Source organism: Xanthomonas sp. LF06-19 (genome assembly GCF_034105425.1).
Classification (GTDB): Bacteria; Pseudomonadota; Gammaproteobacteria; order Xanthomonadales; family Xanthomonadaceae; genus Xanthomonas_A; species Xanthomonas_A sontii.
Window position 1 is genome coordinate 451,642 of the sequence record NZ_JAXGGH010000003.1, and the last position, 25,675, is coordinate 477,316.

A 25,675-nucleotide genomic window follows, 5' to 3' on the forward strand; every position below is an offset into this window, starting at 1 on the left:
GTGTCACATTTCCGCTACCATGCAGGTCCCACGCCCCACCGGCCAATGCGATGCCCACCCTGCCGATCAAGCCGCTCGCGATCCGCGAACGCCTGTCCGAAGTCCGCTACGAGATTCGCGGCGAACTGGCACGGCGAGCCCGCGAGCTGGAGGCCCAGGGGCGCAAACTGATCAAGCTCAACATCGGCAATCCCGGCGCGTTCGGCTTCCGTGCCCCGGAACATCTGCAGCGCGCGATCGCCGACGACATGGGCCGCACCGATCCCTATACCCACCAGCAGGGCCTGCCGGAGGCGCGCGAGGCGATCGCCGCGGCCTACGCCCGGCGCCAGCATCCAGACGCGCACCCGGACCGCATCTTCGTCGGCAACGGCGTCAGCGAGCTGATCGACCTGTCGCTGCGGGCGCTGCTCAACCCGGGCGACGAAGTGCTGGTGCCCTCGCCCGACTACCCGCTGTGGTCGGCCGCCACCATCCTCAACGACGGCCGCCCGGTGTACTACCGCTGCGCGCCGGAGAACGGCTTCCAGCCCGACCCGGTGGAGATCGAGACGCTGGTGTCCTCGCGCACCCGCGCCATCGTGCTGATCAACCCGAACAACCCCAGCGGCGCCAGCTACTCGCGGGCGCTGCTGGAGAAGATCGTCGCCATCGCGGTCAAGCACAACCTGCTGCTGATGGTCGACGAGATCTACGACCAGGTGCTGTACGACGAGGCGGAGTTCGTGTCGGTGGCACCGCTGGCCGGCGCGCATCCGTGCATCAGCTTCGGCGGCCTGAGCAAGGTGCACCGCGCCTGCGGCTGGCGCGTGGGCTGGGCGCTGCTGTCGGGCGACGCCGAGCGCGTCGGCGATTTCCGCAACGCCATGGACCTGCTCGGCGCGCTGCGCCTGTGCGCCAACGTCCCCGGCCAGTTCGCCATCGATGCCGCGGTCAACGGCCCGGACACGATCTCGCCGCTGTGCGCCCCGGGTGGACGCCTGTACGAAACGCGCCGCGCGGTGCTCGAGGCGTGCGCGGCCAGCGAGCACCTGTCGCTGGTGCAGCCGGCCGGCGCGCTGTACGCGTTCCCGGCCGTGGTCGGCGCCGCCGCGCGCGGGTTCGACGACCACGCCTTCGCCCTGGAATTGATGGAACAGGAAGGCGTGCTGGTGGTGCCCGGCTCCAGCTTCAACGTGCCCTACCGGCACCATTTCCGCGTCACCCTGCTGCCGGAGGCGGCGACGATGCGCGAGGTGTTCGCGCGCATCGACCGCGTGCTGGCGCGCCGCGCCGAGGACGCCACCAAGGTGGTGCCGCTGAAGCCGCGGGCGGCTGTGGGGCGGTGAGTGGGGACTGGCGAATCGGGAATCGGGAATCGGGAATGGCTAAGCGTGCGCCGTTCCTGGAGCGCGTATCCCGGTGATATGGCAGCTGCCGGTTCCGCTTAGATGAGCAAAGGCAGTTTCGCCACGCCCGAGCACACACCGCTGCGCTACCTGGCGCTGGGCGATTCCTACAGCATCGGCGAAGGCGTGGACGCCGACGGACGCTGGCCGATGCAGCTGGCCGCGGCGTTGCGCCGCGACGGCATCGCCCTGGCCGATCCGCAGATCGTCGCTACCACCGGCTGGACCACCGACGAACTGGACGCCGGCATCGACACGGCCGCGCCGCGGGGACCCTTCGACCTGGTGACGCTGCTGATCGGCGTCAACAACCAGTACCGCGGCTACCCGCTCGACGACTACCGCGCGCAGTTCGACGCGCTGCTGCAGCGTGCGATCGGTTTCGCCGACGCGCGGCCGCAGCGGGTGCTGGCGGTGTCGATCCCGGACTGGGGCGTGACCGCCTTCGCGCAGCCGCCCGCCCACGATCCGGCGCGCATCGCCGCGCAGATCGATGCCTTCAACGCCGCCGCGCAGGCCTGCTGCGCCGCGCGCGCGGTGCGCTTCGTCGACATCACCGGCTGCAGCCGCGATGGCGGCGGCGACCCGGCGATGCTCGCCGCGGACGGGCTGCATCCGTCGGTGGCGATGTATGCGCGCTGGACCGCGCGGCTGTTGCCGGCGGCACGCGATGCGTTAGCCTAGCTGGCGTACGCCCGCTGCCAAGGACCGACATTGCGCGACGCCAGCACCACCCAGCCCATGACCCGCCCGCAGGCCCTGGCCATCGCCCGCGCCTTCCTGCCCACGCATCCGCTGGGCAACCGCTACGACTACTACTACACGCGCACCAAGCTGCGCACCGATCCGCTCTACCCCGGCGTGCTCGCCGCGCTGCGCGGCACCGACGCGCCGGTGCTGGACCTGGGCTGTGGGCTGGGCCTGCTCGCGCATGCGCTGCGCGCCGACGGCCAGCGCCAGCGCTACCACGGCGTGGACATCGATGCGGCCAAGATCCGCCGCGCCGGCGCCATCGCCGCCCGCAACGGGCTGCAGGACACGCATTTCGCGGTGGTCGACCTGGGCCAGTCCTGGCCCGAGCACCACGGCAGCGTCGCGATCCTGGACGTGCTGCAGTACCTGGACCGCGACATGCAGTCCAACCTGATCCGCAGCGTGGCGCGCATGCTCACGCCCGGCGCCAAGCTGGTGATCCGCAGCGGCCTGGGCGATGCCAGCGGCCGCGGCCGCACCAGCCGCATCACCGACGTGCTCGCGCACCTGGCCGGCTGGATGCAGGAACTGCCCAAGGCCTACCCCACCCGCGACAGCCTGCAGGCCCAGCTCGACGCCGCCGGCCTGCGCGCCAGCTTCGCGCCGCTGTACGGCAACACGCCGTTCAACAACTGGCTGATCGTGGCGGAACCGCGTTGACGTCGCAGATGTCGCGAGAACTCCCGGTCTGCACGACCTTCTCGCCGATCGTGGCCCAGCGCGCGCGACAGCGAGCGCCCTCCGCGTCGGCGCGTTCCCCGCTGCAAGCTGCCATGCCGCCGCACAGCGGCATGGAGATGGCCTCCATGCACTGAAGGTTGCAGTGCGCGAAAGACGGCCTCTGGCGATTCCTGGCGGACGGTTTTCAGGTGTGCGATAGTCCGCCCGACCAGCCACGGACTCGGCAGAGGGACACATGGATGTTGCGCCACTACTGGCAACATTGCGAGGGATCGCTGCGGCTATTCGCTCACCGTCGCGGCGCCAGACCGCGGACGTGCGACGCATCTTTGCGGACCGCACCGAGATGCACCAGTACTTCGACACGCAGCACGCGGCAGGCTATGACTGCTTCGTCACTCGCCTGCGAGACGGCTGGGAGGTGCGCAGTTACAAGCGCACCAGATGAAAGCGCAGCCGGGCCTTGCGCCATGCTGCCTGCACTACATCTGCACACGCCGGATGGTCATGCCTTCGCGGCATGCACCGACTACTCCGTGCGGCGAGCGACAGATACCCCTCGGGGGCCTGTCGGCATGCCGCCCCGTGCATGCACACGGCCGCCGCAGCGTATGCGCATCGGCACCACGCCACAGCGCAAGCGGGGAAGCGCGTCCAGCCTCAGGTCGGGCAGATCGTCTCCAGCCCGCGCGCCTGCAACGCCTGCAACACCCCCTCCACGATCGCCGGATTGTGCCCGTGCGCCGCGCCCTCGTGCAGCAGCACGATGGCGCCGGGCTGCAGGTCGCGGGCGATGCGCGCGACGGTGATCGCGGGGTCGCAGCGCACACCGTCGAAGCCGCGCGCGCTCCAGGCCACCCGGGTGAGGCCGTGCTGGCGCAACGGTGCGGCGACGAAGGGGTTGGTCATGCCCACCACCGAGCGGTACCAGCGCGGTGCGGTACCGGCGATCGCGGCCAGCGTCTGCTGCGCCTGGCCGATTTCCTGCGCCATGCGCCGTGGCCCCAGCGCCCAGAACCACGCCTGCGGATGGTGCTGGCTGTGGTTGCCGATGCCGTGGCCGCGGCGCAGGATCTCGCGTACCAGTTGCGGGCGCGCGGCGGCGCGGGCACCGACCAGGAAGAACGTGGCCTTGGCCTGGTGGCGGTCGAGCAGGTCCAGGATCGCCACGGTGTCGCCGGAGGGGCCGTCGTCGATGGTCAGCCACACCCGCGGCGCGCTGCCGGGCAGGCGGTCCAGCACCGGCGCGTACAGCCGCGCCCGCGGCAGGAACACCGGCAACACCAGCGCCGCGTGCGACAGCAGCAGCGCCGGCAGGCCGACTGGCCAGCCATACGCCCACCACAGCCCCGCCACCAGCGCCTGCGAGGCCAGCGCCCAGGGCAGCCAGCGGTACGGGTGGCGCGGGATGCGATGCAGCGTTTCCGGAACTGTCATGCCCCATGATGCCATGCGGCGTAGAATGACTGGTCCGACTCTGCGACGACTGCCTGCCATGTCCCTCGACCCCGCCCTGCGCTCCCGTATCGAAACGCTGCTCAGCTCCAACCGCGTCGTGCTGTTCATGAAAGGCCAGCCGAGCATGCCGCAGTGCGGGTTCTCCGCCAAGGCGGTGGGCGCGCTGAACGAGCTCGGCGTCGACTTCGCCCACGTCAACGTGCTGGCCGACCAGGACATCCGCGAGGGCATCAAGGTCTACGGCGACTGGCCGACCATCCCGCAGCTGTACGTGGACGGCGAGCTGATCGGCGGCAGCGACATCATCCTGCAGATGGCCGGCAGCGGCGAGCTGAGCGAACTGCTCGGCGTGGCCGCGCCGGACCGCACCCCGCCGTCGATCACCATCACCGACGCCGCCGCCGAGATGCTGCGCGGCGCGCTGGCCGACGCCCCGGGCGCGAGCCTGGCGCTGGCGATCGACGCGCAGTTCCAGCCGAACTTCCAGCTGGCGCCGACCGATCCCAACGCCATCGCCGCCGAGTCCAACGGCCTGCGCGTGCAGTTCGACCTGGGCAGCGCGCGCCGCGCCGACGGCATCACCATCGACTGGGTGGACGACATCCGCGGCCGCGGCCTGGCGATCGACAATCCCAATGCGCCCAAGCCGGTGCAGGACCTCAGCCCGCGCGACGCCGACGACCAGGTACGCGCCGGCGGCCTGCTCCTGGTGGACGTGCGTCCGCCGGAAGAGCGCGCGGTGGCAGCGGTCAATGTGCCGTTCCGCACCCTCGACGGCGAGCAGCGCGCGCAACTGGAAGCGCTGCCGAAGGACACCGCGCTGGCCTTCCTGTGCCACCACGGCGGCCGCAGCGCGCAGGCGGCCGAGCATTTCCGCTCGCTTGGCTTCAGCAAGGTGCACAACGTGGTCGGCGGCATCGACGCCTGGACCGACCAGGTCGACGGCAGCGTGCCGAAGTACTGAGTCGGGTACCTCGTGGTTTGCGTCCCGTGCGGACGTGCCGAAAGGGCGATCGAACGATCGCCCTTTTTTGTGCCCGCGCGCCGCGATCGCCACACGCACACGCTCCTACCCTGGGCACACACTCGCCTGGCGTCTTGCGCAAGTGCTGACGGCAGCACCGAAGTCCGGCGCTCCCTGTGGGAGGGACTTCAGTCCCGACTGCAATGAGGTCGAATGCGCCGATGGCTTCGCTCGTCGCGGCTGAAGCCGCTCCCACAAGAGACACACTCCTTGTCTCCGGTACGAGTACCAGGCGAATGCTGGCGGCCGCGCCAGCAGCCTGATGTCGCCCTGTGGGAGGGACTTCAGTCCCGACTGCAATGACATCCGATGCGCCACTGGCTTCGCTGCCATGACGCAGCGAACGCACAGGCCCTCTTGCATCACCCGGCAAACCCACCCGCATCCAGGAACGCCTGCTCTTCGGCTGTCGTCGTGCGCCCCAGCGCCACATTGCGGTGCGGGAAACGACCGAAGCGCTGGATCACGTCCTCGTGCACCACCGCCCACTGCAGCGACTCGGCATCGCCGAGCGCGCTGAACAGCTCCACCGCCTGGCGCTGCCGCGCCGCGTCCTCGGCATGCGTGTAGGGCAGGTAGAAGAACATCCGCAGTTCCGCGTCAGTCTCCTGGTCGAACCCTGCCGCCAGCGCCTGGTCGGCATAGCGGCGCGCAAGGCCGTCGGTGGCGAAGGCATGCGCGCTGCCGCGGAACACGTTGCGCGACACCTGGTCGAGCAACAGCAGCAGCGCCAGCGCGCCTTCGGCGTCGGTCAGCCAGTCGCTGCGTTCGCCGCGCGCGGCGGCGTGATGCGCCTCCAGCAGGTGCTGGCGGACATTGGCGTCGAAGGAGTCGTTGGCGGCGAACCAGCGTTCGCGGCCGGCACTGCGCCAGAAGTCCACGACGGTGCGCGCAGGGGTGTCGGTCATTGCGGTGTCCATGGGCGAGAATCGCGCTGCATAACAGGTTCCGCGTCGCGATTCGGTGCAGCAAGGCGCGCCGATGCCGCACCCGCACTTGGCAAGCGCGCCGGCTCGGGCTAGCGTGCGGTCACGGCCGCAAGGGCCGGATTCATCTTCCGGGGAAAATTCGATGCGTCATCTGTTGCTCGCCTGCCTGGGCGTGGCGTTGTGCGGCCCTGCCGCGGCCGCCTCGCGTTTCGTCGACGATCCCTATCCCAGCACCTATCGCGCGCTGGCGTCGGTGCCGGTGCTGATCGAACACGCCACCGTGCTCACCGGCACCGGCGAGCGCCTGGACGACGCCGACGTGCTGCTGCAGGACGGCCGCGTGCAGGCGGTCGGCCGCGCGCTGGCCGCGCCGGCCAACGCCACCCGCATCGACGGCCACGGCAAGTGGGTGACACCCGGCATCATCGACGTGCACTCGCACCTGGGCGTGTATCCCAGCCCGGGCGTCAGCGCGCACAGCGACGGCAACGAAGCGACCGCACCGGTGACCCCGAACGTGTGGGCCGAGCATTCGATCTGGCCGCAGGATCCCGGCTTCGGCACCGCGCTGGCCGGCGGCGTCACCGCGCTGCAGGTGCTGCCCGGCTCGGCCAACCTGGTCGGCGGCCGTGGCGTCACCCTCAAGAACGTGCCGGCCACCACCTACCAGGCGATGAAGTTCCCGGGCGCGCCGTGGGGCCTGAAGATGGCCTGCGGCGAGAACCCCAAGCGGGTCTACGGCGAGAAGGGCGGCCCGTCCACGCGCATGGGCAACGTCGCCGGCTACCGCGCCGCCTTCATCGACGCCAGCGAATACCTGCGCAAGAACGCGCCCAAGCAGAAGAGCCCGCCCAAGCGCCACTGGTGGAGCCGCGGCAACGGCGACAACGACAGCAGCGGCGACAGCGGCGGCAAGCGCGACCTGAAGCTGGACACCCTGGCCGGCGCCATCAACGGCGACATCCGCGTGCACATCCACTGCTACCGCGCCGACGAGATGACCACCATGCTCGACCTGGCCAAGGAGTTCGGCTTCAAGATCGCCGCCTTCCACCATGGCGTGGAGGCCTACAAGATCGCCGACCGCCTGGCCCAGGAGAACGTCTGCGGCGCGCTGTGGGCCGACTGGTGGGGCTTCAAGATGGAGGCCTTCGACGGCATCCAGGAAAACATCGCCCTGGTCGATCGCCCCGCCAACGGCTGCGCGATCGTGCACTCTGATTCGGAGGAAGGCATCCAGCGGCTCAACCAGGAAGCGGCCAAGGCGATGGCCGCCGGCCGCCGCGCCGGCATGGACATCCCGCCCGAACGCGCGATCCGCTGGCTGACCAGCAACCCGGCCAAGGCGCTGGGCATCGACAGGCAGACCGGTTCGCTGGAGCCGGGCAAGATGGCCGACGTGGTGCTGTGGAACGGCAACCCCTTCAGCTCCTACGCCCTGGCAGACAAGGTCTACATCGACGGCGCGCAGGTCTACGACCGCGCCGACCGCCGCCTGCAACCGACCTCCGATTTCATGCTCGGCCAGGAGGCTGCCCGATGAGCCGCGCCCGACTCTCGTCCCCTCGCCTGGCGCAGCGCCTGGCCCTGGCCGCCTGCCTGCTGCTGGGCAGCGCGCCCGGGTTCGCCCAGGACGTGCTGATCCGCGGCGCCACCGTGCACACCGGCAGCGCCCGCGGCACCCTCGCCAATGCCGACGTGCTGGTCCAGGGCGGGGTGATCCGCGCGGTCGGCCCCGGCCTGAGCGCGCCAGCCGGCGTCGCCGTGGTCGAGGCCAAGGGCCGGCCGCTGACCCCGGCGCTGTTCGGCGGCATCACCGAGATCGGCATCGAGGAGGTCTCCGGCGAGGCCTCCACGGTCGACAGCACACTGACCCTGCCGCACGACCAGCCGATGCGTCCGGAGTTCGACGTGACCCTGGCCTACAACCCCGAATCGGTGCTGATCCCGGTCGCACGCGTGGAAGGCATCGGCTTCACCGCGCTCGGCGCCAACACCGGCGGCGCCTTCGTCGCCGGCCAGGGCGCGGTGATGCGCCTGGACGGCGGCGCCGACCCGATCGGCCCGCGCGCGCTGTACCTGCACCTGGGCAGTGATGCGCTGGAACTGAGCGGCAAGTCGCGCGCGGCGCAGTGGATGCTGCTCGACCAGTTGGTGGCCGAAGCGCGCGGGCGCATGCCCGCCGACTCGCCGCACGCGCTGCTGACCCCGGCCGGACGCGCAGTACTGGCGCGCTATCTCGCCGGCCAGGGCCGCATCGTGGTGACGGTGAACCGCGCGGCAGACATCCGCCAACTGCTGCGTTGGGCACAACGCGAGAAGGTGCGCATCGCAATCGCCGGCGGCGACGAGGCCTGGAAGCTGGCGCCGGAACTTGCGAAGGCGCAGGTGCCGGTGTTCGTCAACGCGCTGGACGACCTGCCGGCCAGCTTCGACCAGATCGGCGCCACCCTGGAGAACGCCGCGCGCCTCAACGCCGCCGGCGTGGCGGTGAGCTTCACCCAGGGCGGCGACGGCGCGCACAACGCGCGCAAGCAGCGGCAACTGGCCGGCAACGCGGTCGCGCACGGGCTGCCGTGGGACGCCGCCCTGGCCGGCCTGACCCGGGTTCCGGCCGAGGCCTTCGGCGTGGGCGACCGCCTGGGCAGCATCGCCCCGGGCAAGCTCGCCGACCTGGTGCTGTGGGAAGGCGACCCGCTGGACGTGGCGCACTACGCCGAGCAGGTCTGGCTGGGCGGCCGCGCCATCCCGATGCGCTCGCGGCAGACCGAACTGCGCGACCGCTACATGCAGCAGAACGGCGCGCTGCCGAAGGCGTACACGCACTAAACCGCGTCGAGCACGCCGGGACGGCATCGCACTGACGATGCCGTCCCGCCGGTGGCGACGCCCCGCAATGCGCACCTGAGCGCTGCCCCACCGCCGCGCGGAAACGGCATCGCGTCCGCGTCCGCGCGCAGTAGGCTGTGCGCCTCGCTGCCGTCGCCCGCGCCGCCATGCCCTGCTTGCTTCGCCTGCTGCTGTGCTGCCTCGCCCTGTACGCCGCGGCACCCGTGCTGGCAAACGCAGTCGATTTCGGCGTCGCTCGGGTCGGCGATCGCGTCGTCGTCGACAGCGGCGCCGATTTGCGGTTCAGCGTGGACGCCCGCACCGGCGACGTGGTCTCCATGCGCTACCGCGGCGTCGAACTGGAGAGTCCGGAAGCCAAGCACTCGCAGATCGCCTCGGGCCTGGGCAGCGCCCGCGTCGCCGCACGCACTGTCGGCGACACCATCGTGGTCTCGGCCAGCGCTGGCGACCTGGTGCAGTACTACATGGCGCGCAAGGGCCGCGACGCGCTCTACCTGGCCACCTATGCGCCGACCCTGCTGCCGGTCGGCGAACTGCGCTTCATCGCCCGCCTCGACGCAACCAAGCTGCCCGACGCCGAGCGCGAACCGGATTCCAACATCGGCACCGCGATCGAAGGCAAGGACGTATTCCTGCTGCCGGACGGCCGCACCAGCTCCAAGTTCTACTCGGCACGGCGCGCGATCGACGACACCGTGCATGGCGTCAGCGGTCCCGGCCTCGCGGTGCGGATGTGGATGGGCGATCGCGAGCACAGCGCGGGCGGGCCGTTCTTCAAGGACATCGCCACGCAGCGGACCGCGCGCACCCACGAGCTGTACAACTACATGTTCTCCAACCACACCCAGACCGAACCCTACCGCGGCGGCCTGCATGGCGTGTACGTGCTGCAGTTCAGCCGCGGCGGCGCGGAAGCGCAGGTGCCGCCGGACCTGCGCTTCGTCGACGCGTCGCTGGGCTTGCAAGGCTTCCTGGGCACGGCGGCGCGCGGCGCGGTGGCCGGCCAGGTCTCCGGCATCGACGCAGGGCAGCCGGCAGTGGTGGCCCTGCGCAACGCGCAGGCGCAGTACTGGACCAGGGCCGATGCCGACGGCCACTTCCGCATCGCCGGCATCCGCCCCGGCGCGTACCGCATCGCGCTGTACCAGAACGAGCTGGAGGTGGCCCACGCCACCGTGCAGATCGCAGCCGCAGCCACCGCGCAGGCTGAGCTGCAAGTGATGCCGCTGCCGGGTCAGGTGATCTGGCAGATCGGCGATCCCGATGGCACGCCGGCCGGTTTCCGCAACGCCGCGTTGCTGGCGCGCGCGCATCCCTCCGACCGGCGCATGGCGCAATGGGGACCGCTGACCTATCGCGTCGGCCACGACCGTCTCGACGCGTTCCCCGCAGCGCAATGGCGCGGCGTCAACACGCCCACCCGCATCGCCTTCGTGCTCTCGTCCGAGCAGGTCCACGCCTACCGCCTGCGTCTGTTCGTCACCCTGACCCAGGCCGGCGGCCGTCCGCAGCTGCGGGTGAACGATCGCTGGAGCGGACCCGTGCCGCTGCGGCCGGAGCAGCCGGACAGCCGCGGCATCACCCGCGGCACCTACCGCGGCAACAACGCCGTCTATCTGTTCGACATCCCGGCCAGCGCGCTGCAGGCCGGCCTCAACACGCTGGACATCGACGTCGCCTCGGGCTCGCCGGACAACGGGTTCCTCGGCCCGGGCATCGTCTTCGACAGCGTGCAATGGCTCACGCCGTGAGGCGCTGCGGGCAGACGCGCCACACGTGCCGGCGAGGACGTCGCCACGCTGCTACGCTGCGCCGCTGGCCCGACGGAGACATCCCGATGCGCGGTTCGCTGTCCCTCCTGCGCCTGCTGCCGCTGGCGCTGGCGCTGCTGGTCGTGACCTGTGGCGCAGGCGCCGCGCCGCCCACACCCGGCGTCTACCTCGCCGATGGCGGCGACCGCCTCGACGTGGCGCGCGAAGCCGAAGGCCTGGGCTTCTCGCTCGACGTCACCGGCGCCAATGGCCATACCTGTGCGCTGGACGGCACGCTGCAGGGCGAACTCGGCTTCACCCGCGCGCACGACGACGATCCCGCGTCGCTGTGCCGCACCCACCTGCACGCCGAGGGCGACGCCATCCGGGTCGAGGCGCTCACCCCCGACACCTGCCGCGACCACTGCGGCGCACGCGCCTGGTTCGAAGGCGACTACCGACGCGCCGCGCCGGCCTGCGTGCCCGAGGCGGCGGAGGCCACCCGCGCGCGCTTCCTGCGCCAGTACCAGGCCAAGGACTATGCCAACGCCGAACGCACTCTGGCCACGCTGCTGGACGGCTGCGGCAAGACCCTGTTCTGGCTGGACGCCGCGCAGGTCCGCACCGATCTGGCGCTGACCCAGTATCACCTGGGCGACCGCGCCGGTTGCCTGCGCACGCTGGCACCGGTGCTGGAACGCGCCGGCAGCGGTGCCGAGGACGTGCGCAGCAGCCTGCCGCCCAGCGATGCCGACGGCTTCCTGCCGATCGCCCGCGCCGCCTGGCACAACGCGGCACTGTGCAAGGCGCCTCCGCGCTGAGCCAGACAGGAACGGCGGCGCCCGTGCGGCGCCGTCAGTTGGCGCCGATATTGGCCTGGATCCAGGCCCAGCCGTTGCCGCGCACCACCTCGAAACCGGCCTCGACCACGTGCAGGTACATCGCGTTGCTGAAGCGCCCATCCTGCGCGCGGTGCGTGTGCAGCCAGCTCAGGAACGGCTTGATGTCGATGTTGAGATTGCCGTTGCTCGGCAGGGTCGGCTGGCCGGCGGTGTTGTGCGGAATGAAGGTGTAGACGTAGTAGCCGGCGGCGCTGTTCATGCCTTCCCACAGATCGAAGGTGTAGCCGCCGGCGCTGATGACGTTGCTGGCGGTGAGCGTGCCGATCGGATACGAGTTGTGGCCGCCCCAGATCATCACTTCGGCCTGCGGGATCGCGCTGGAGGACACCGTGCTGTCCCAGCGGAAGAACAGGTCGTAGGCGAAGTCGCCGGCCAGGTTGCTGCCGCCGGACGAGTACGCGAAGGTCGCCGGCAAGGACCGCAGCGCCGAGACCTGCCGCGGGAAGGTGCGGTCGGCAGTGGGATTGAAGCCGTAGTGCGAGCCGCGCAGGATCGCCGGATAGCCGTACAGGCTGGCGTTGGGGAAATTGAAGGTCACGGTCATGCTCGGCGTGCTGCCGCTGTGGAACGTGCCCTGGATGACGTTGTTGGGGTCGTTGAAGTTGTTCACCCAGGCGTACTGGTTGCCGTACACCTGGTACGGCCCGGCCAGCGCCATCGGCGCGATGGCGAGCAGGGCCGTGGCGAACAGCGCGCGCAGGGTCCGCGCCCAGCCGCGCGGCGACCTGACGACCGTGGCGGGAAGGCGCGGCGAAGCAGCGGCGGAAACGGAAGCGGAAGCGTGCATGGCGGTCTCTCCTGAGCGTGCAGGGGCAGCGAATCTACTGCCGCGGCGGACGCTAGCAAGGTGCGCGTACCGCGAGCTATGACAAGACCCGCGCATGCCATGCGCCAGCGCAATAGCGCTACCGCGATCCAGGCCACGGCCGCGCGGCGCTTCACAGATATCGCGTGCCAGCGAGATTTCCCCCACGGCATCGTCTACGCATTGCGGTCGCCGGGCGAACGGTCGGCGGCGACATCTCGCACTGCAGCATGCCGATGTACGCAGTCGCAGCGCGCGCGAGGTCGCGCTAAGCTGATCGGTCATTGCGGAGAAGCTCGATGACATTGCGCTGGTACTTCGATTTCATCTCGCCGTTTTCCTATCTGCACTGGCAGCAGGTGAAAGCGCTTCCGGAGTTCGCCCGGATCCAGCCGGTGCCGATCGTGTTCGGCGCGGTGCTGGCGCAGTTGCAGACGCGCGGGCCGGCCGAGGTGCCGCACAAGCGCGAGTTCACCTATCGCTTCGTGCAGTGGCAGGCGCAGCAGCAAGGCGTGCCGCTGCGCTTCCCGCCGGCACATCCGTTCAACCCGCTGACGGCGCTGCGCCTGTGCATCGCCGCCGGCACCACGCCGCAGGCCATCGATGCGCTCTTCGACTGGCTGTGGCGCGATGGCCACGCGGGCGACGACGCCGCGGCCCTGGCGCCGGTCGGCCAGGCATTGGGGATCGCCGACGTGGCCGCGGCCACCGCCGATGCGCAGGTCAAGGCGCAACTGCGCGCCAACACCGAACAGGCGCTGGCGGCCGGCGTGTTCGGCGTGCCGACCCTGCAGATCGACGACACCCTGCTGTGGGGCAACGACGCGCACCCGCTGATGCGCGCGGTGCTGGCCGACCCGCAACTGTTGCAGCGCGGCGACATGGCGCGCCTGAGCGCGCTGCCGGTCGCGGTGCAGCGCAACGCCTGAGCGGTCGCCATGTCCATCGATCTCCCCAATCACTGGAGCTTCAGCGGATGCGCATCGGCATCGTCGTAGATTCCGCCTGCGACCTGCCGCAGGACTACATCGCCCAGCACGACCTGGTGGTGTTGCCGATCAGCGTGCGCCTCGGCGGCACCGTCCTGGCCGATCGCCGCGACGAAGCGGCGACGCTGGAGTTCCTGCACGCACAGGTCAGCGCGCACGGCGCCGAAGCCGAGACCGTGCCGTACAGCGTGGCGCAGATCCGCGAGCTGTTCCTGAGCCGGCTGGTCATCGACTACGACCACGTGTTCTGCCTGACCATCGCAAAGACCCGCAGCCCGATCCACGACCACGCGCAGCAGGCCGGCTTCGCCATCCTCAACGACTACAAGCCGATCCGTCAGGCTGCCGGCCACGCCTCGCCGTTCGCGCTGCGGGTGATCGACACCCAGAACCTGTTCGCCGCGCAGGCCGTGATCGCCGTCGAGGCGGTGCGGATGCGTGCCGACGGTGCCGGCGTGCAGGCCATCCGCGAACGGCTGGAGACGCTGGCCGAGCACACCCATGGCTACATGATCGCGCGCGACCTGTACTACCTGCGCAGCCGCGCGCGCAGCAAGGGCGACCGCAGCGTCGGACTGCTCAGCGCCGCGCTCGGCTCGGCCCTGGACATCAAGCCGGTGCTGCACTGCCACCGCGGCGAGACCGCGCCGGTGGCCAAGCTCAAGGGCTTCGACCACGCCGTGCAGACCCTGTTCGGGCTGGCCGCCAAACGCGTGGCCGCCGGGCTGATGACGCCCACGCTATGCCTGAGCTATGGCGGCGAGCTGGCGGAACTGCGCGCCCTGCCCGGCTACGCGGCGCTGCGCCAGGCCTGCGACAGCCACGGCGTTGAGCTGCTGGAGAGCGTGATGAGCCTGACCGGCATGGTCAATGTCGGCAAGGGCGCGCTGGTGCTGGGCTTCGCCGGGGAGGCGCTGCACTTCGGCTGATCGCCCGCTGGCCGCGTCGACGGCGGGTCGCCGCCGGCTCTGCTAGGCTGCGCCGCTTCGTACCGCCTACAAGAGATGCCCATGGCCGTCACCTACTCGATCAGCCTGCCCGATCCCGCCCGTGCCCGCGGCAGCAACCCGTCGCTGAGCTTCTCCGCGCACGGCGCCGACGCCTTCGCCGAACAGCTGCAGGCCGCCCTCAGCGATCCGGCCTGGTTCGAGCGCTGGCGCGCCATGCAGCCGGAGCCGGACGAGGTCGATCCGGCGCTGGGCGTGACCGATCCGGCGGCACGGGTGACCGGTCGCCAGGACGATCTGCGCATCGATCTGTCCGCGACCACCAGCATCCCCGGCGACATCCTCAAGCAGCGCCTGCGCCTGCTCGCCGGCAGCGGCTGGGAACTGCGCGACGTGCGCTAAAACGCGCGCCCAGGCAACCGCACCGCGGTGGCCGACGCGCCTACGCGGAGCCGCGCCACGCTACGACGCGGCCACCGCCCGGCATGACCAGGACCAGCGCAGATTGACCGCCAGCGTGCCCAGCACGATCAGCGCCAGGCCCAGCCACTGCACCGGCACCAGCCGGTGGCCGTACAGCAGGTAGTCCAGCAGCAGCGTCACCAGCGGATAGACGAACGCGACCACCGCGATCGCCGCCACGTGCAGGTGCCGGTAGGCGCTGTAGAACAGCACGTACACCACGCCGCTGTGGATCACCCCCAGCCCGATCAGCCAGAACCAGTGGCGGCCGGGATGCAGCGCGGCGCTGCTGGAGAAGCCAGCCAGCATCGCCGCCCCGACCCAGCACTGCACCGTCACCACCGCCAGCGGCCGCTCGCGGCTGATCCGCCGCGACATCAGCAACGAGGCGCCGCACAGCAGCGCGCCAAGCAAGGTCAGCGCGATCCCGCCCATGTAGCCGCGGTCGGCGCTGGACCACAGCCGCAGCGGATCGGCCGAACAGGCCACGCCGACGAAGGCCAGCAGGGTCCAGCCCAGGTCGGAACGGCGGCTGCGCTCGCCCTGCAGCACCGCCGCCAGGATCAGCATGACGAACGGGAACACGTGGTAGACCATGGTCGCCACGCCGATCGACGAACGCGCCATGCCGGCGAACAGCGCCACCCAGTTGAGCACCAGCAACACGCCACTGAGCGCCGCGTCGCGCAACAGCGCGCGCTCGCGCCACAGGCCGCGCAACTGCCCGCCGAGCAGGCCGCACACGGTCAGGAACAGCGCGCCGAACAGGCAGCGGTAGAACACCGCGGTCACCGGGTCCTGGCCGCTCTCGTGCACGAACACGCCGACCGAGCCGATCAGCACCTCGGCCAGCAGCAGCTGCCACAGCGCCCGCCGGGACGCGCCCGCGGATGTGGCGACGGCCGCGCTCACAGCGCGATGCTCCCGTGCAGGTACTGCACCGCCGCGCCACGCACCTGCACGTGGTCCGGCAGCACCCGGCAGTCCAGTTCGCCGCCGCGTGCAGACGCCTGCCACGCACGCAGGTCGCACTTGCCCAGGCGCTGCGCCCACAGCGGCGCCAGCGCGGCGTGGATCGAGCCGGTCACCGGATCCTCGACGCCGCCGTTGGCCGGCCAGAAATAACGCGAGACGAAATCGTGCTCGCGGCCGGGCGCGGTGACCGCGACATCGCGCGGCGCCAACGCCAGCATCCGCGCCAGGTCCGGCACCACCGCGCGCACCTGGTCTTCGTCCGCGTACACGGCGATGTAGGCCTGGTCGTTGCGGTAGGCCGCCTGCGGCGCGATCGACAACGCCTGCGCGAGCGCCTGCGGCACCGTCGCCAGCGCGGTCGGCGCCTGGTTCGGAAAGCGCAGGACGAAGCGCCCGTCGGCCTCGCGGTCCACCGCCAGTTCGCCGACCGCCGCGGCGCGGAACCGCAACGGCAGCGGCGCCAGGCTCTGGGTGGCGACGACGAAGGCGCTGGCCAAGGTGGCATGGCCGCAGAACCCCACTTCGCGCAGCGGCGAGAACCAACGGATCGCGAACGCGCCATCGGCCTCGCGCACGAAGAACGCGGTCTCCGACAGATTGTTCTCGCTGGCGATGGCCTGCATCAGCGCGTCCGGCAACCACGCCTGCAGCGGCACCACCGCGGCCGGGTTGCCGCGGAACCGCACCGTGGTGAAGGCATCGACGATGAACAGCGGCAGTTGCACGCGCGGCCTCGGGAATGGGGAAGGACACGGCCAGTGTGCGCCGGGGTGGGCGACCAGCACAGAGTCAGATACGCTGCAAATCGACCGATACAGATGAGGCCGCCGCATGCGCCTGTACGAAGCCCTCGCCAGCCAGCTGCGCGACCAGATCGCGCAGGGCACGCTGCGTGCCGGCGAGCGCCTGCCGTCGATCCGGCAACTGGCCGCCGGCCACGGCATCAGCGCCGCCACCGCGGTGCAGGCCTGCCTGCAACTGGAACGCGAAGGCCGGGTGCAGGCACGCCCGCGCTCGGGCTACTTCGTGCGCGCCGCGGCCACACCGCAACCGGCCGGCGCAGGCGCCGCTACCCGGCGGCGCGCGCCGGGCGCGGTCGCCAATCCGGCGCTGCAGGGCGTGCTGGACATGCTCGCGCGCTCGGATCTGGTGCCGCTGCACACCGCCACGCCGGCGGCGGCGCTGCTGCCCGGCGCGCACCTTGCCAGCGCGCTGGCGCGGCAGTTGCGCCGCCAGCGCAGCGCCGCGCTCGACTACGCACCGCCGCAGGGCCACGCCGCGCTGCGCCGGCAGATCGCGCAGCGCTACGCGCACTGCGCCACGGTCGTTGCCGCCGACGAGGTGGTGGTGACCGCCGGCGCGATGGAGGCGATCAGCCTGGCGCTGCGCACGCTCACCGCACCCGGCGACGTGGTGCTGGTCGAGACCCCGACCTACCACGGCATCCTGCAGGCGGTGGCGGCGCTGCGCCTGAAGGTGCTGGAGGTCCCGAACCGGCCCGGCCAGGGCATCGACGCCGCACGCCTGGACGCGCTGCTGCAGCGCACCCCGGCGCGCGCCGCGGTGCTGGTGCCGAACTTCAACAACCCGCTGGGCAGCCTCACCCCAGATGCCGCCAAGCGCGCCCTGCTGGACAGTTGCGCGCGCCACGGCACGGTGGTGATCGAGGACGACATCTACGGCGAACTCGACTGGTCGGGACAGCGCCCACGGCCTCTGCGCCATTTCGACACGCACGGCAACGTGATCACCTGCGGCGCCTTCTCCAAGGTGCTGGCGCCCGGCCTGCGCGTGGGCTGGCTGCTCGGTGGCGCCTGGACCGACGCGCTGGTGCGCGCCAAGTACTTCTCCACCATCGGCGGCGCCAGCCTGCCGCAACTGGCCCTGGCCGACTACCTGCAGCGGCACGACCTGGAACGCCACCTGCGCAAGCTGCGCCGCACCCTGGCCGACAACGGCCAGCGCCTGCGCGAGGCGGTGCTGCGGCACTGGCCTGCCGGCACCCGCATCGGCGACCCGGCCGGCGGCCTGTCGCTGTGGCTGCAACTGGCCGACGCCGGCAGCGGCCAGGCGCTGTTCGAGGCCGCTCTCGCCGCCGGCATCGGCACCTCGCCCGGGCACCTGTTCTCCAGCCGCGGCGACTATGCCGACCACCTGCGGCTGAGCTGCGGCCAGCCGTGGAGCGAGACGCTGGAAGATGCAATGCGGCGGCTGGGCAAACTGGCAACGCGACTGCCGCGCTAGCGCCGCGTCCAGCGCCGCACCGCGGTCCCGATGCGAAGTTCGCTACCAGCGCTTGCTCGCGCCGCGCCTACAAGGCGCCCTGGTCCGCCTCCGAGCGACGCCATGCATGCAACTCCACATGCGCGCCGACCGGTCGCGGCGACCGCCCCGCATGCGACACGACCGCGGTGGCCGCATCCGACGCAACGGCGTGACCGCGATCGACGATAGCCAGTCGCGGCGTGCGCTACGGCGTTGCCGCGCCGATCGCCAGCGCCACGCAGGCGCCGACCAGGGTGCAGGCGAGCATCGCCACGGGGCTGAGCGGGCTGCGCCAGCGCGGCCAGGGGAGCAGCAGGATGCGACGGCAAGACATGGCGCGGCTCCGATCCAGGGACGTGGCGAGGGCGAACCCTGCGGAATCTAGCCAGCGCAGGTCTCAGCAGGCGCGAACGCGATCGCACAACCGCGGGTCGGGCGGTGCGGCGCACCTGATTGTTTACGAGACCGGCCACGTCGCGGCCGCGGCGGTCACCGGGCTGTCATGTGTGGGCTCGGCGAGCCTCGCATGCATCGCGCGCCTGTGGCCGCCTTGCCACCGCGCAGAACGGCCACGGACGACAAGGCGGGAACGCTGCGACCGGCAGCGCAACGCGCGGCCCCCTGCCCGGCGGGCCGCGTCGCGCGGCCGCCGGTGGAGCGCGCTCAGCCCTGCAGGGCGCGCGCGTGGAAGGCGATGTGCTCGCCGATGAAGCTGCCGATGAAGTAGTAGCTGTGGTCGTAGCCGGGCTGCACGCGCAGGGTCAGCGGGTAGCCGGCGGCCTCGGCGGCGGCCTGCAGCAACTGCGGGCGCAACTGCTTCTCGAGGAACTCGTCGCCGCCGCCCTGGTCGATCAGCAGCGGCAGGCGCTCGCTGGCACTGCCGATCAGCACGCTGGCGTCGTAGGCCTGCCACTGCGTGCGGTCCTCGCCCAGGTAGGCGGTGAATGCCTTCTCGCCCCACGGCACCTGCGTGGGCGCCACGATCGGCGAGAACGCCGACACGCTGCGGTAGCGGCCGGGATTCTTCAGCGCGATCACCAGGGCGCCGTGGCCGCCCATCGAATGCCCGCTGATCGCGCGCCGGCCGTTGTGCGGGAACTGCGCTTCGATCAGCGCCGGCAGTTCCTGCACCACGTAGTCGTACATGCGGTAGTGCGCGTCCCACGGCGCCTGGGTGGCGTTGACGTAGAAGCCGGCGCCCTTGCCCAGGTCGTAGCCCTCGTCGTCGGCGACCTGCTCGCCGCGCGGGCTGGTGTCGGGCGCGACCAGGATCACGCCATGCTCGGCCGCATAGCGCTGCGCACCGGCCTTGGTGATGAAGTTCTGCTCGGTGCAGGTCAGGCCGCTGAGCCAGTACAGCACCGGCAGCGTGGTGTGCTCGGCCTGCGGCGGCAGGTACACGGCCACCTGCATGGGGCAGCCGAGCACAGCCGAGTCGTGGCGATAGACGTCCTGCCAGCCGCCGCAGCAGGCGTGGTGTTCGATACGTTCCATGGGCAGTTCCGGGAAGAGGGCCTGCGGCCGCGACCGGCCGCAGGCGGGGTGCCGCGACGCGTCGACCGGCGACGCGCGCGGCAGCGGGCTTCAGTGCAGCACGCCGTTCTTGCGCGCCACGTGGGTGGAGATCGCGTCCATCAGCGGCGGCGACAGGCAGTCGTACGGTTCCAGCTTCAGTTCGCGCAGGCGGTTGCGCACCCCGTCCATCGCCTCCGGACGCGTGCCGCTCTCGATGATCGACGACACGAAGGCGGCGAACCCCGGCGCCGACCAGCCCTGCTGCGGCGACAGTTCCGTATGCACGAAATCCAGACCGTAGAACGGATGCTCGCTGTTCTCGATGCGGCCGTACATGTGCACGCCGCAGCCGGTGCAAGCGTGACGGCGGATGGTTGCGCTCTCGTCCACCACCTTCAGCTTCTCCTCGTGCGCCGTCACCTTGACCTTGTCGCGCGCCACCACCGCCACCACCGAGAAGGTCGCGCCCTTCGGCTTCCAGCACTTGGTACAGCCACAGGCGTGGTTGTGCGCGGTCTGCGCGCCCACTTCCACCACCACCTTGTCGCTGGCGCAATGGCATTCCAGGGTACCGCCCTGGAAATGCTCCGCGCCGGCACGCACGCCGGCATCCACAGACGGATGAATCGTCACAGTACTCATCTTGCCCCCTTCCCGGGTTCGTTGTGTCGCTGCAATGCGCGGAAACGGCCGCGCGCCGGACTGACCTGCGGTCAGAAGTGGATGACGGTGCGGATCGACTTGCCCTCGTGCATCAGATGGAAGGCTTCGTTGATCTCGTCCAGCGGCAGGGTGTGGGTGATGAACGGATCGAGATCGATCTCGCCGTGCATCGCCTGCTCCACCATGCCCGGCAGCTGGGTGCGGCCCTTGACCCCGCCGAAGGCGCTGCCGCGCCAGACGCGGCCGGTGACCAGCTGGAACGGGCGCGTGCTGATTTCCTGGCCGGCGCCGGCCACGCCGATGATGACGCTCTCGCCCCAGCCCTTGTGGCAGCACTCCAGCGCCGAGCGCATCACGTGCACGTTGCCGATGCACTCGAAACTGAAGTCCACGCCGCCATCGGTCAGCTCGACGATGACTTCCTGGATCGGCTTGCTGTAGTCCTTCGGGTTGATGCAGTCGGTGGCGCCCATGCTGCGCGCCAGTTCGAACTTGCCCGGATTGGTGTCGATGGCCAGGATGCGCCCGGCCTTGGCCTGCACCGCGCCCTGGATCACCGCCAGGCCGATGCCGCCGAGGCCGAACACCGCGACGCTGTCGCCTTCCTTCACCTTGGCCGTGTTGTGCACCGCACCGATGCCGGTGGTGACGCCGCAGCCGAGCAGGCACACCTTCTCCAGCGGCGCCTCGGGGTTGACCACGGCCAGCGAGATCTCCGGCACCACCGTGTACTCGCTGAAGGTGCTGCAGCCCATGTAGTGGTAGATCGGCTGGCCGTTGTAGGAGAAGCGGGTGGTGCCGTCGGGCATCAGGCCCTTGCCCTGGGTGGCGCGCACCGCCTGGCACAGGTTGGTCTTGCCGGACAGGCAGAACTTGCACTTGCGGCACTCGGCCGTGTACAGCGGGATCACGTGGTCGCCGACCTTGACGCTGGTCACGCCCTCGCCCACCGCCTCGACGATGCCGCCGCCCTCATGGCCGAGCACCGCCGGGAAAATGCCTTCCGGATCGTCGCCGGACAGCGTAAACGCGTCGGTATGGCACACGCCGGTATGGGTGATGCGCACCAGCACTTCGCCCTGGCGCGGCGGTTCGACATCGATCTCCACGATCTGCAGCGGTTTGCCTGCTTCGAAAGCGACGGCGGCTCGGGACTTCATGCGATTTCTCCTGGCTGACGGAATGGGCGTGGGGTGGGGATCATTTGAGGTAGGAGCGGACCAGCATGGCCATCTCGCGCACGCGCGCGGCGCGCTGCGCATCGGAGGTGGCGGCATGGCCGAATTCATCGCGGACGTGCGCTTGCATCACTTCCGACATCAGGCCGTTGACCGCGCCGCGGATGGCGGCGATTTGCTGCAGCACAGCAGCGCAGTCCGTTCCCTCCTCCAGCGCGCGTTCCAACGCCTCGGTCTGGCCGCGCAGGCGGCGGATGCGGGCGAGGACGCGCTTCTTTTCGTGCGGGGCGTGCGGCATGTGGCAGGAGCTCGGGAACTATACTGGGGGATAGTATTCCTGCCATCGGAAAAAGAAAACGCCCGCGCCGCTACTCCCCCCATCCTGGCCGACCCGGGCGCGGCCGGACGCCCCGCCGCGCGGGTGCCGGTGCATGGCAACACGTGTCGGCCCAGGACACGAAACCGCCATGTTCGCGCCGCCGCTGCTGCCTATGATGGCCACGCGTTCATGCGCGGGCCCCGGTGCCGGTGGCCACGTCCCTGCCCGCCCCCAGTTCCAGGCAGCCGCGGCCACGTCTAGACTGGGCGAATCCCCGTGTGGCCGCCCTTCAAGATCGTGGACATGAAATCCTTCATTCTGGTCGTCGACGACGATCCGGATCTGCGCCGACTCATCAGCGAGTTCCTGAGCGACCACGGCTATCAGGTGGACACCGCCGAGACCGTGGCGGAGATGCGCCTGCGGATGGCCGAGCGCCAGCCGGACCTGGTGATTCTGGACGTGATGATGCCCGGCGAGGACGGCCTCAGCGCCGCCCGCCAGCTCGCCAGCGAGCGCGGCGCGCCGGCGGTGATCATGCTCAGCGCGCTGGGCAGCGACACCGACCGCATCATCGGCCTGGAAGTCGGCGCCGACGACTACCTGGCCAAGCCGTGCAATCCGCGCGAGCTGCTGGCGCGGGTCCGCGCCCTGCTGCGGCGCAGCCAGGCGGCGACGCTGCCGCCGGAAGCGCGCGGCAACGTCTACGAGTTCGCCGGCTGGCGGCTGGACGTGATCCGCCGCGACCTGCGCGATCCCACCGGCATCTTCATCAATCTCTCCGACGGCGAGTTCGCGCTGCTGCGCACCTTCGTCGAGCACCCGCAGCGCGTGCTCAGCCGCGACCAGTTGCTCGACTACGCGCGCGGCCGCGACACCGAGGTCTACGACCGCGCCATCGACAGCCAGATCAGCCGCCTGCGTCGCAAGATCAACGAACGCGTGCAGACCGAACTGATCCGCACCGTGCGCAACGAGGGCTACATGCTGCTGCCGAGCGTCGCCCGCCTGTGAGCGGGCCCACGCGCGCCCGCCGCGGCGTGCCGATCTTCGCCCGCGCCTTCCTGCTGCTGGTGGTGGCGCTGCTCACCGCGCAGCTGATCGGCATCGCCCTGGTGCTGCGCACGCCGGTCTACGAGATGCCGGTGCACCCGCCGGAGGTGATCGCCCTGCTCAGCACGCGCATGCCGGCCGGCACCCAGACCCTCAAGGTGCAGGACACCGCCCATGCGCCGCTGCCGGCGCGCGACCAAGTGCGCGACCGCAACGTGGAACGGCTGATGGCGCACTGGCTGGAAGTGGCGCCGGACCAGGTGCGCTTCTACCGCAACAGCGACGGCCGCCTGGAACGCCTGCGCCTGCGCCTGGGCGAACGCCCGCCGCCGCCACCGCATGCCATGGCGGCCGACGACGACGTCCCCGCACCCGCGGAGGTCGCGCCCCCAGCCACCGCGCAGCAACCGCCGCCACCGGAACCGCCGCCCGCGCCGGGCGAGGCACCGCGCAATGGCGCCTTCGGCGCGACCATGCGCGCCGTGGGGTGGCGCGAGCGTGGCTTCGCCCCGGCGGTACCGCTGCTGGACGGCTTCACCGCAGCCCTGCGCCAGCCCGACGGGCACTGGCGCAGCGTGATGTCGCCGCCACGACGGTTCTCCAACGAGTTCAAGACCCAGGTGGTGATGCTGTTCCTGGTCGGCATGCTGGCGATGCTGCCGCTGGCCTGGTGGTTCTCACGGGCGCTGTCGGCGCCGATCCGGCGCTTCGCCGAGGCGGCCGACCAGCTCGGCCGCAATCCCGACGCGCAGCCGCTGCGGCGCAGCGGCCCCAGCGAGATCGTGCAGGCGGCCGATTCGTTCAACGCGATGCAGGCACGCCTGAACCGGCTGATCAACGAGCGCACGCACATGGTCGCGGCGATCGCCCACGACCTGCGCACGCCGTTGGCGCGGCTGGCGTTCCGCCTGGAGACCCTGCAACCGCCGCTGCGCGAGAAGACCATGGCCGACATCGACGAGATGAAGGCGATGATCTCCGCGGCGCTGGACTTCATCCACAACGACAGCCGCCGCGGCACGCGCTCGCCGCTGGATTTCCGCCTGCTGGTGGAAAGCGTGGTGGACGACGCCAGCGACACCGGAGCCGACGTGGTGCTGCTGCTCGGCGACGCCATCACCCTCGACGGCGACCCGCTGTCGCTGCGGCGCATGGTGATGAACCTGGTGGAGAACGCGCTGAAATATGGCAAGCGCGCACGCCTGCAGCTGCGTCACGAGGCCGGCGAATGCGTGCTGTGGATCGACGACGACGGCCCCGGCATCGATCCCGCACAGCGCGAGAAGCTGTTCCTGCCGTTCTTCCGCGGCGAGAACTCGCGCAACCGCGATACCGGCGGCATCGGCCTGGGCCTGTCGGTGGCGCACAGCATCGTGCTGGCGCATGGCGGCCAGATCGCCCTGGACAACCGCCCCGAGGGCGGCCTGCGGGTCAGCGTGCGGCTGCCGTGCCAGGCGGTCGACGGCTGAGCCGGGCGCGCCGCCGTTCCGCCGCACGTCGATCGACTCAGCGCTGGTTCGGCTCGACGACCACGGCCGTGCCATAGCACAGCACTTCGGTCAGGCCGGCCATCAGCTCGGTGGCGTCGTAGCGCACCGCGACGATGGCGTTGCCGCCCATCTGCCGCGCGTGCTGCAGCATGTCCCGGTACGTCTCAAGGCGCGCCTGCTCGCATAGCTCGGTATAGATGGTGATGTTGCCGCCGAACAGCGTCTGCAGCCCGCCGAGGAAATTGCCGACGATGGAGCGCGAGCGCACGGTGATGCCGCGCACGATGCCCAGATTGCGCACGATCCGGTAGCCGGGAAGTTCCAGCGCGGTGGTCACCATCGCATCGTTCAGTGGCGAGACCGCCGCGCGCGGCGGCGAGGAATTGTACGGATCGGTCATCGGTGTGCCCTGCTGGCGTGGCCCGTGGCTCCGCGGACCGCGGACCCGGCGCGCACGCACCGAGGCCGGTAGTGTTAGCACCGCATGAAGAACCACGCAATCGCCAGCACCAGGCCGCCACCCCATAGCAGCAGCATCGCCACGACGCCGGCCAGCACGACCGCCACCCGCCGCCATCGGCCCAGCCCGCGCGAACGCCGCACCACGTGCACGCACAGCCAGCCGCCCAGCACCACGCCGCTGGCGACCACCGCCCATCCGAGCAGATCGATGAGCGGATCCTTGGGACCAACGTCGGCGGGGCATTGGCTGGTCGCCTGCGCGGATGCCATGCAGCCGAGCGACGCCATCACGAGCGCAATGCGTTCGAAAAGACGCCGTCGAACGCTCGTGCGCTCTACGACCGCTCGCGAAGACGTGCCTGGTGCCATCACGGCGCGTGCTTGAGATTGGATTTGCGCAGGCCAAGCCCTTTCCAGAACGCCGGGGGATAGTGCAGATCCGGGCGCCCCACCCATCCCCGTACAAGATCGAGTTCGTAGCCCTCGTCCAGCTTCCGGTAGTGGACCGACGCAATGGCGATCTGATCCCAATCACCGGTGAAGGTGAGGTCGGCCAGCGACGCGGGATAAGACCCGGTACGCAGCTTGTACAGTTCAACCAACGACACCACCGTCTTGAAATGCTGGTCGCCGAACTTGGCATCGGCCTGCTCCTGCAGACCGCAGGCGGAAACGGCAAAGGCGACGAGCAACACCACACCAACGATCTTCAGCTTCATGCACCCCCCAATGACGCTCTCTCCGGCACCACAAGCGCCTCTCGCTCGGATCGCGATAGCGACGGCATTGCCCCACCACGCATAGTGCACGTGACAC

The 25,675-nt window shown here is 70.6% G+C and carries 27 protein-coding genes; 14 read left to right on the forward strand and 13 right to left on the reverse strand.

Annotation, left to right across the window (positions count from 1 at the left end):
- Positions 1–50: 50 nt before the first annotated feature.
- The 3 genes from SLW55_RS08895 to SLW55_RS08905 all read left to right on the forward strand — a co-directional run bounded on the left by SLW55_RS08895 (position 51) and on the right by SLW55_RS08905 (position 2,801).
- On the forward strand, positions 51–1,328 hold the full coding sequence (locus SLW55_RS08895; protein ID WP_148830455.1) for a pyridoxal phosphate-dependent aminotransferase: 1,278 nt from the start codon (positions 51–53) through the stop codon (positions 1,326–1,328).
- Between the two features lie 102 nt (positions 1,329–1,430).
- Positions 1,431–2,072: an SGNH/GDSL hydrolase family protein gene (locus SLW55_RS08900; protein WP_320744969.1), complete on the forward strand. Its 642-nt coding sequence runs from the start codon at positions 1,431–1,433 to the stop codon at positions 2,070–2,072.
- A gap of 57 nt (positions 2,073–2,129) precedes the next feature.
- Positions 2,130–2,801 (forward strand): methyltransferase domain-containing protein, encoded by a 672-nt coding sequence (locus SLW55_RS08905; RefSeq protein WP_017910897.1) that lies wholly within the window; start codon positions 2,130–2,132, stop codon positions 2,799–2,801.
- A 681-nt stretch (positions 2,802–3,482) separates the two neighbouring features.
- Here the strand turns inward: SLW55_RS08905 and SLW55_RS08910 are convergent.
- The gene (locus tag SLW55_RS08910; protein WP_320744970.1) at positions 3,483–4,274 is read right to left on the reverse strand and encodes a polysaccharide deacetylase family protein; all 792 of its coding nucleotides are present in this window, start codon (positions 4,272–4,274) and stop codon (positions 3,483–3,485) included.
- A gap of 43 nt (positions 4,275–4,317) precedes the next feature.
- On the opposite strand from SLW55_RS08910, the gene grxD reads away from it, so the two are divergent.
- Positions 4,318–5,244: a Grx4 family monothiol glutaredoxin gene (gene grxD / locus SLW55_RS08915; RefSeq protein ID WP_267099677.1), complete on the forward strand. Its 927-nt coding sequence runs from the start codon at positions 4,318–4,320 to the stop codon at positions 5,242–5,244.
- Between the two features lie 422 nt (positions 5,245–5,666).
- Here grxD and SLW55_RS08920 read toward each other — a convergent pair whose 3' ends face one another.
- Positions 5,667–6,212 carry a DUF924 family protein gene (locus SLW55_RS08920; RefSeq protein ID WP_320744971.1) on the reverse strand — a complete coding sequence of 182 codons (546 nt, stop codon included), beginning with the start codon at positions 6,210–6,212 and terminating at the stop codon, positions 5,667–5,669.
- 163 nt (positions 6,213–6,375) lie between these two features.
- On the opposite strand from SLW55_RS08920, the gene SLW55_RS08925 reads away from it, so the two are divergent.
- From SLW55_RS08925 to SLW55_RS08940, 4 genes are all read left to right on the forward strand, one after another.
- Complete coding sequence (locus tag SLW55_RS08925) at positions 6,376–7,776, forward strand: amidohydrolase (RefSeq protein WP_017913208.1); 1,401 nt, start codon at positions 6,376–6,378, stop codon at positions 7,774–7,776.
- Positions 7,773–9,062: an amidohydrolase family protein gene (locus SLW55_RS08930; protein WP_320744972.1), complete on the forward strand. Its 1,290-nt coding sequence runs from the start codon at positions 7,773–7,775 to the stop codon at positions 9,060–9,062. The genes SLW55_RS08925 and SLW55_RS08930 overlap by 4 nt, the downstream gene beginning before the upstream one ends.
- A 167-nt stretch (positions 9,063–9,229) precedes the next feature.
- Positions 9,230–10,834, forward strand: coding sequence for a rhamnogalacturonan lyase B N-terminal domain-containing protein (locus SLW55_RS08935; RefSeq protein WP_320744973.1), 1,605 nt, complete (start codon positions 9,230–9,232; stop codon positions 10,832–10,834).
- An 86-nt stretch (positions 10,835–10,920) separates the two neighbouring features.
- Positions 10,921–11,655, forward strand: a complete 735-nt coding sequence (locus SLW55_RS08940) for a hypothetical protein (protein ID WP_320744974.1) — start codon at positions 10,921–10,923, stop codon at positions 11,653–11,655.
- 34 nt (positions 11,656–11,689) lie between these two features.
- On the opposite strand, the gene SLW55_RS08945 is transcribed toward SLW55_RS08940, so the two are convergent.
- On the reverse strand, positions 11,690–12,523 hold the full coding sequence (locus SLW55_RS08945; protein WP_026144748.1) for a cellulase: 834 nt from the start codon (positions 12,521–12,523) through the stop codon (positions 11,690–11,692).
- 317 nt (positions 12,524–12,840) lie between these two features.
- Between SLW55_RS08945 and SLW55_RS08950 the strand changes: the two genes are divergently transcribed.
- The 3 genes from SLW55_RS08950 (at position 12,841) to SLW55_RS08960 (ending at position 14,879) form a co-directional block, all read left to right on the forward strand.
- Complete coding sequence (locus SLW55_RS08950) at positions 12,841–13,470, forward strand: DsbA family protein (protein WP_150410721.1); 630 nt, start codon at positions 12,841–12,843, stop codon at positions 13,468–13,470.
- A 47-nt stretch (positions 13,471–13,517) separates the two neighbouring features.
- The gene (locus tag SLW55_RS08955) at positions 13,518–14,459 is read left to right on the forward strand and encodes a DegV family protein (protein WP_320744975.1); all 942 of its coding nucleotides are present in this window, start codon (positions 13,518–13,520) and stop codon (positions 14,457–14,459) included.
- 81 nt (positions 14,460–14,540) lie between these two features.
- The gene (locus SLW55_RS08960) at positions 14,541–14,879 is read left to right on the forward strand and encodes a hypothetical protein (protein ID WP_017913202.1); all 339 of its coding nucleotides are present in this window, start codon (positions 14,541–14,543) and stop codon (positions 14,877–14,879) included.
- Between the two features lie 60 nt (positions 14,880–14,939).
- On the opposite strand, the gene SLW55_RS08965 is transcribed toward SLW55_RS08960, so the two are convergent.
- Positions 14,940–15,851 carry a DMT family transporter gene (locus tag SLW55_RS08965; protein WP_295967947.1) on the reverse strand — a complete coding sequence of 304 codons (912 nt, stop codon included), beginning with the start codon at positions 15,849–15,851 and terminating at the stop codon, positions 14,940–14,942.
- Positions 15,848–16,639, reverse strand: a complete 792-nt coding sequence (locus SLW55_RS08970; RefSeq protein ID WP_295928354.1) for a PhzF family phenazine biosynthesis protein — start codon at positions 16,637–16,639, stop codon at positions 15,848–15,850. Before SLW55_RS08970 ends, SLW55_RS08965 begins: the two co-directional genes overlap by 4 nt.
- Positions 16,640–16,745: 106 nt before the next feature.
- On the opposite strand from SLW55_RS08970, the gene SLW55_RS08975 reads away from it, so the two are divergent.
- Positions 16,746–18,158, forward strand: coding sequence for a PLP-dependent aminotransferase family protein (locus SLW55_RS08975; RefSeq protein WP_320744976.1), 1,413 nt, complete (start codon positions 16,746–16,748; stop codon positions 18,156–18,158).
- 226 nt (positions 18,159–18,384) lie between these two features.
- Here SLW55_RS08975 and SLW55_RS08980 read toward each other — a convergent pair whose 3' ends face one another.
- From SLW55_RS08980 to SLW55_RS09000, 5 genes are all read right to left on the reverse strand, one after another.
- On the reverse strand, positions 18,385–18,513 hold the full coding sequence (locus SLW55_RS08980) for a hypothetical protein (RefSeq protein WP_017908007.1): 129 nt from the start codon (positions 18,511–18,513) through the stop codon (positions 18,385–18,387).
- A 329-nt stretch (positions 18,514–18,842) separates the two neighbouring features.
- On the reverse strand, positions 18,843–19,673 hold the full coding sequence (gene fghA / locus SLW55_RS08985; protein WP_267099686.1) for an S-formylglutathione hydrolase: 831 nt from the start codon (positions 19,671–19,673) through the stop codon (positions 18,843–18,845).
- A gap of 90 nt (positions 19,674–19,763) precedes the next feature.
- A complete protein-coding gene (gene gfa / locus SLW55_RS08990; protein WP_267084096.1) occupies positions 19,764–20,336 on the reverse strand; it encodes an S-(hydroxymethyl)glutathione synthase in 573 nt (190 codons plus the stop codon).
- 71 nt (positions 20,337–20,407) lie between these two features.
- Positions 20,408–21,517 carry an S-(hydroxymethyl)glutathione dehydrogenase/class III alcohol dehydrogenase gene (locus SLW55_RS08995; protein ID WP_017912530.1) on the reverse strand — a complete coding sequence of 370 codons (1,110 nt, stop codon included), beginning with the start codon at positions 21,515–21,517 and terminating at the stop codon, positions 20,408–20,410.
- A 40-nt stretch (positions 21,518–21,557) separates the two neighbouring features.
- Complete coding sequence (locus SLW55_RS09000; protein ID WP_017908003.1) at positions 21,558–21,833, reverse strand: metal/formaldehyde-sensitive transcriptional repressor; 276 nt, start codon at positions 21,831–21,833, stop codon at positions 21,558–21,560.
- A gap of 318 nt (positions 21,834–22,151) precedes the next feature.
- Here SLW55_RS09000 and SLW55_RS09005 point away from each other — a divergent pair, with 318 nt between their 5' ends.
- Together SLW55_RS09005 and SLW55_RS09010 are read left to right on the forward strand one after the other, a co-directional pair.
- Positions 22,152–22,868, forward strand: coding sequence for a response regulator transcription factor (locus SLW55_RS09005; protein WP_026143454.1), 717 nt, complete (start codon positions 22,152–22,154; stop codon positions 22,866–22,868).
- Positions 22,865–24,376 (forward strand): ATP-binding protein, encoded by a 1,512-nt coding sequence (locus SLW55_RS09010; RefSeq protein WP_267101853.1) that lies wholly within the window; start codon positions 22,865–22,867, stop codon positions 24,374–24,376. Before SLW55_RS09005 ends, SLW55_RS09010 begins: the two co-directional genes overlap by 4 nt.
- A gap of 37 nt (positions 24,377–24,413) precedes the next feature.
- On the opposite strand, the gene SLW55_RS09015 is transcribed toward SLW55_RS09010, so the two are convergent.
- The 3 genes from SLW55_RS09015 to SLW55_RS09025 all read right to left on the reverse strand — a co-directional run bounded on the left by SLW55_RS09015 (position 24,414) and on the right by SLW55_RS09025 (position 25,578).
- The gene (locus SLW55_RS09015; protein ID WP_152180951.1) at positions 24,414–24,797 is read right to left on the reverse strand and encodes a YbjQ family protein; all 384 of its coding nucleotides are present in this window, start codon (positions 24,795–24,797) and stop codon (positions 24,414–24,416) included.
- A gap of 74 nt (positions 24,798–24,871) precedes the next feature.
- Positions 24,872–25,147: a hypothetical protein gene (locus tag SLW55_RS09020; protein ID WP_295914524.1), complete on the reverse strand. Its 276-nt coding sequence runs from the start codon at positions 25,145–25,147 to the stop codon at positions 24,872–24,874.
- An 80-nt stretch (positions 25,148–25,227) separates the two neighbouring features.
- Positions 25,228–25,578, reverse strand: a complete 351-nt coding sequence (locus tag SLW55_RS09025; RefSeq protein WP_017908640.1) for a hypothetical protein — start codon at positions 25,576–25,578, stop codon at positions 25,228–25,230.
- Positions 25,579–25,675: the final 97 nt, after the last annotated feature.

Excerpts from the sequence above, each read along its gene's own strand:
- SLW55_RS09015 (WP_152180951.1), bottom strand. The coding sequence starts at position 24,797 with ATGACCGATCCGTACAATTCCTCGCCGCCGCGCGCGGCGGTCTCGCCA.
- SLW55_RS08905 (WP_017910897.1), top strand. The coding sequence starts at position 2,130 with ATGACCCGCCCGCAGGCCCTGGCCATCGCCCGCGCCTTCCTGCCCACG.
- SLW55_RS08925 (WP_017913208.1), top strand. The coding sequence starts at position 6,376 with ATGCGTCATCTGTTGCTCGCCTGCCTGGGCGTGGCGTTGTGCGGCCCT.
- SLW55_RS08975 (WP_320744976.1), top strand. The coding sequence starts at position 16,746 with ATGCGCCTGTACGAAGCCCTCGCCAGCCAGCTGCGCGACCAGATCGCG.
- SLW55_RS09025 (WP_017908640.1), bottom strand. The coding sequence starts at position 25,578 with ATGAAGCTGAAGATCGTTGGTGTGGTGTTGCTCGTCGCCTTTGCCGTT.
- SLW55_RS08935 (WP_320744973.1), top strand. The coding sequence starts at position 9,230 with ATGCCCTGCTTGCTTCGCCTGCTGCTGTGCTGCCTCGCCCTGTACGCC.
- SLW55_RS08955 (WP_320744975.1), top strand. The coding sequence starts at position 13,518 with ATGCGCATCGGCATCGTCGTAGATTCCGCCTGCGACCTGCCGCAGGAC.
- SLW55_RS08910 (WP_320744970.1), bottom strand. The coding sequence starts at position 4,274 with ATGGCATCATGGGGCATGACAGTTCCGGAAACGCTGCATCGCATCCCG.
- gfa (WP_267084096.1), bottom strand. The coding sequence starts at position 20,336 with ATGAGTACTGTGACGATTCATCCGTCTGTGGATGCCGGCGTGCGTGCC.
- SLW55_RS08995 (WP_017912530.1), bottom strand. The coding sequence starts at position 21,517 with ATGAAGTCCCGAGCCGCCGTCGCTTTCGAAGCAGGCAAACCGCTGCAG.
- SLW55_RS08895 (WP_148830455.1), top strand. The coding sequence starts at position 51 with ATGCCCACCCTGCCGATCAAGCCGCTCGCGATCCGCGAACGCCTGTCC.
- SLW55_RS09020 (WP_295914524.1), bottom strand. The coding sequence starts at position 25,147 with ATGGCGTCGCTCGGCTGCATGGCATCCGCGCAGGCGACCAGCCAATGC.
- SLW55_RS08950 (WP_150410721.1), top strand. The coding sequence starts at position 12,841 with ATGACATTGCGCTGGTACTTCGATTTCATCTCGCCGTTTTCCTATCTG.
- fghA (WP_267099686.1), bottom strand. The coding sequence starts at position 19,673 with ATGGAACGTATCGAACACCACGCCTGCTGCGGCGGCTGGCAGGACGTC.
- SLW55_RS08940 (WP_320744974.1), top strand. The coding sequence starts at position 10,921 with ATGCGCGGTTCGCTGTCCCTCCTGCGCCTGCTGCCGCTGGCGCTGGCG.
- grxD (WP_267099677.1), top strand. The coding sequence starts at position 4,318 with ATGTCCCTCGACCCCGCCCTGCGCTCCCGTATCGAAACGCTGCTCAGC.
- SLW55_RS08900 (WP_320744969.1), top strand. The coding sequence starts at position 1,431 with ATGAGCAAAGGCAGTTTCGCCACGCCCGAGCACACACCGCTGCGCTAC.
- SLW55_RS08920 (WP_320744971.1), bottom strand. The coding sequence starts at position 6,212 with ATGACCGACACCCCTGCGCGCACCGTCGTGGACTTCTGGCGCAGTGCC.
- SLW55_RS08980 (WP_017908007.1), bottom strand. The coding sequence starts at position 18,513 with ATGTCTTGCCGTCGCATCCTGCTGCTCCCCTGGCCGCGCTGGCGCAGC.
- SLW55_RS09000 (WP_017908003.1), bottom strand. The coding sequence starts at position 21,833 with ATGCCGCACGCCCCGCACGAAAAGAAGCGCGTCCTCGCCCGCATCCGC.
- SLW55_RS08960 (WP_017913202.1), top strand. The coding sequence starts at position 14,541 with ATGGCCGTCACCTACTCGATCAGCCTGCCCGATCCCGCCCGTGCCCGC.
- SLW55_RS08945 (WP_026144748.1), bottom strand. The coding sequence starts at position 12,523 with ATGCACGCTTCCGCTTCCGTTTCCGCCGCTGCTTCGCCGCGCCTTCCC.
- SLW55_RS08930 (WP_320744972.1), top strand. The coding sequence starts at position 7,773 with ATGAGCCGCGCCCGACTCTCGTCCCCTCGCCTGGCGCAGCGCCTGGCC.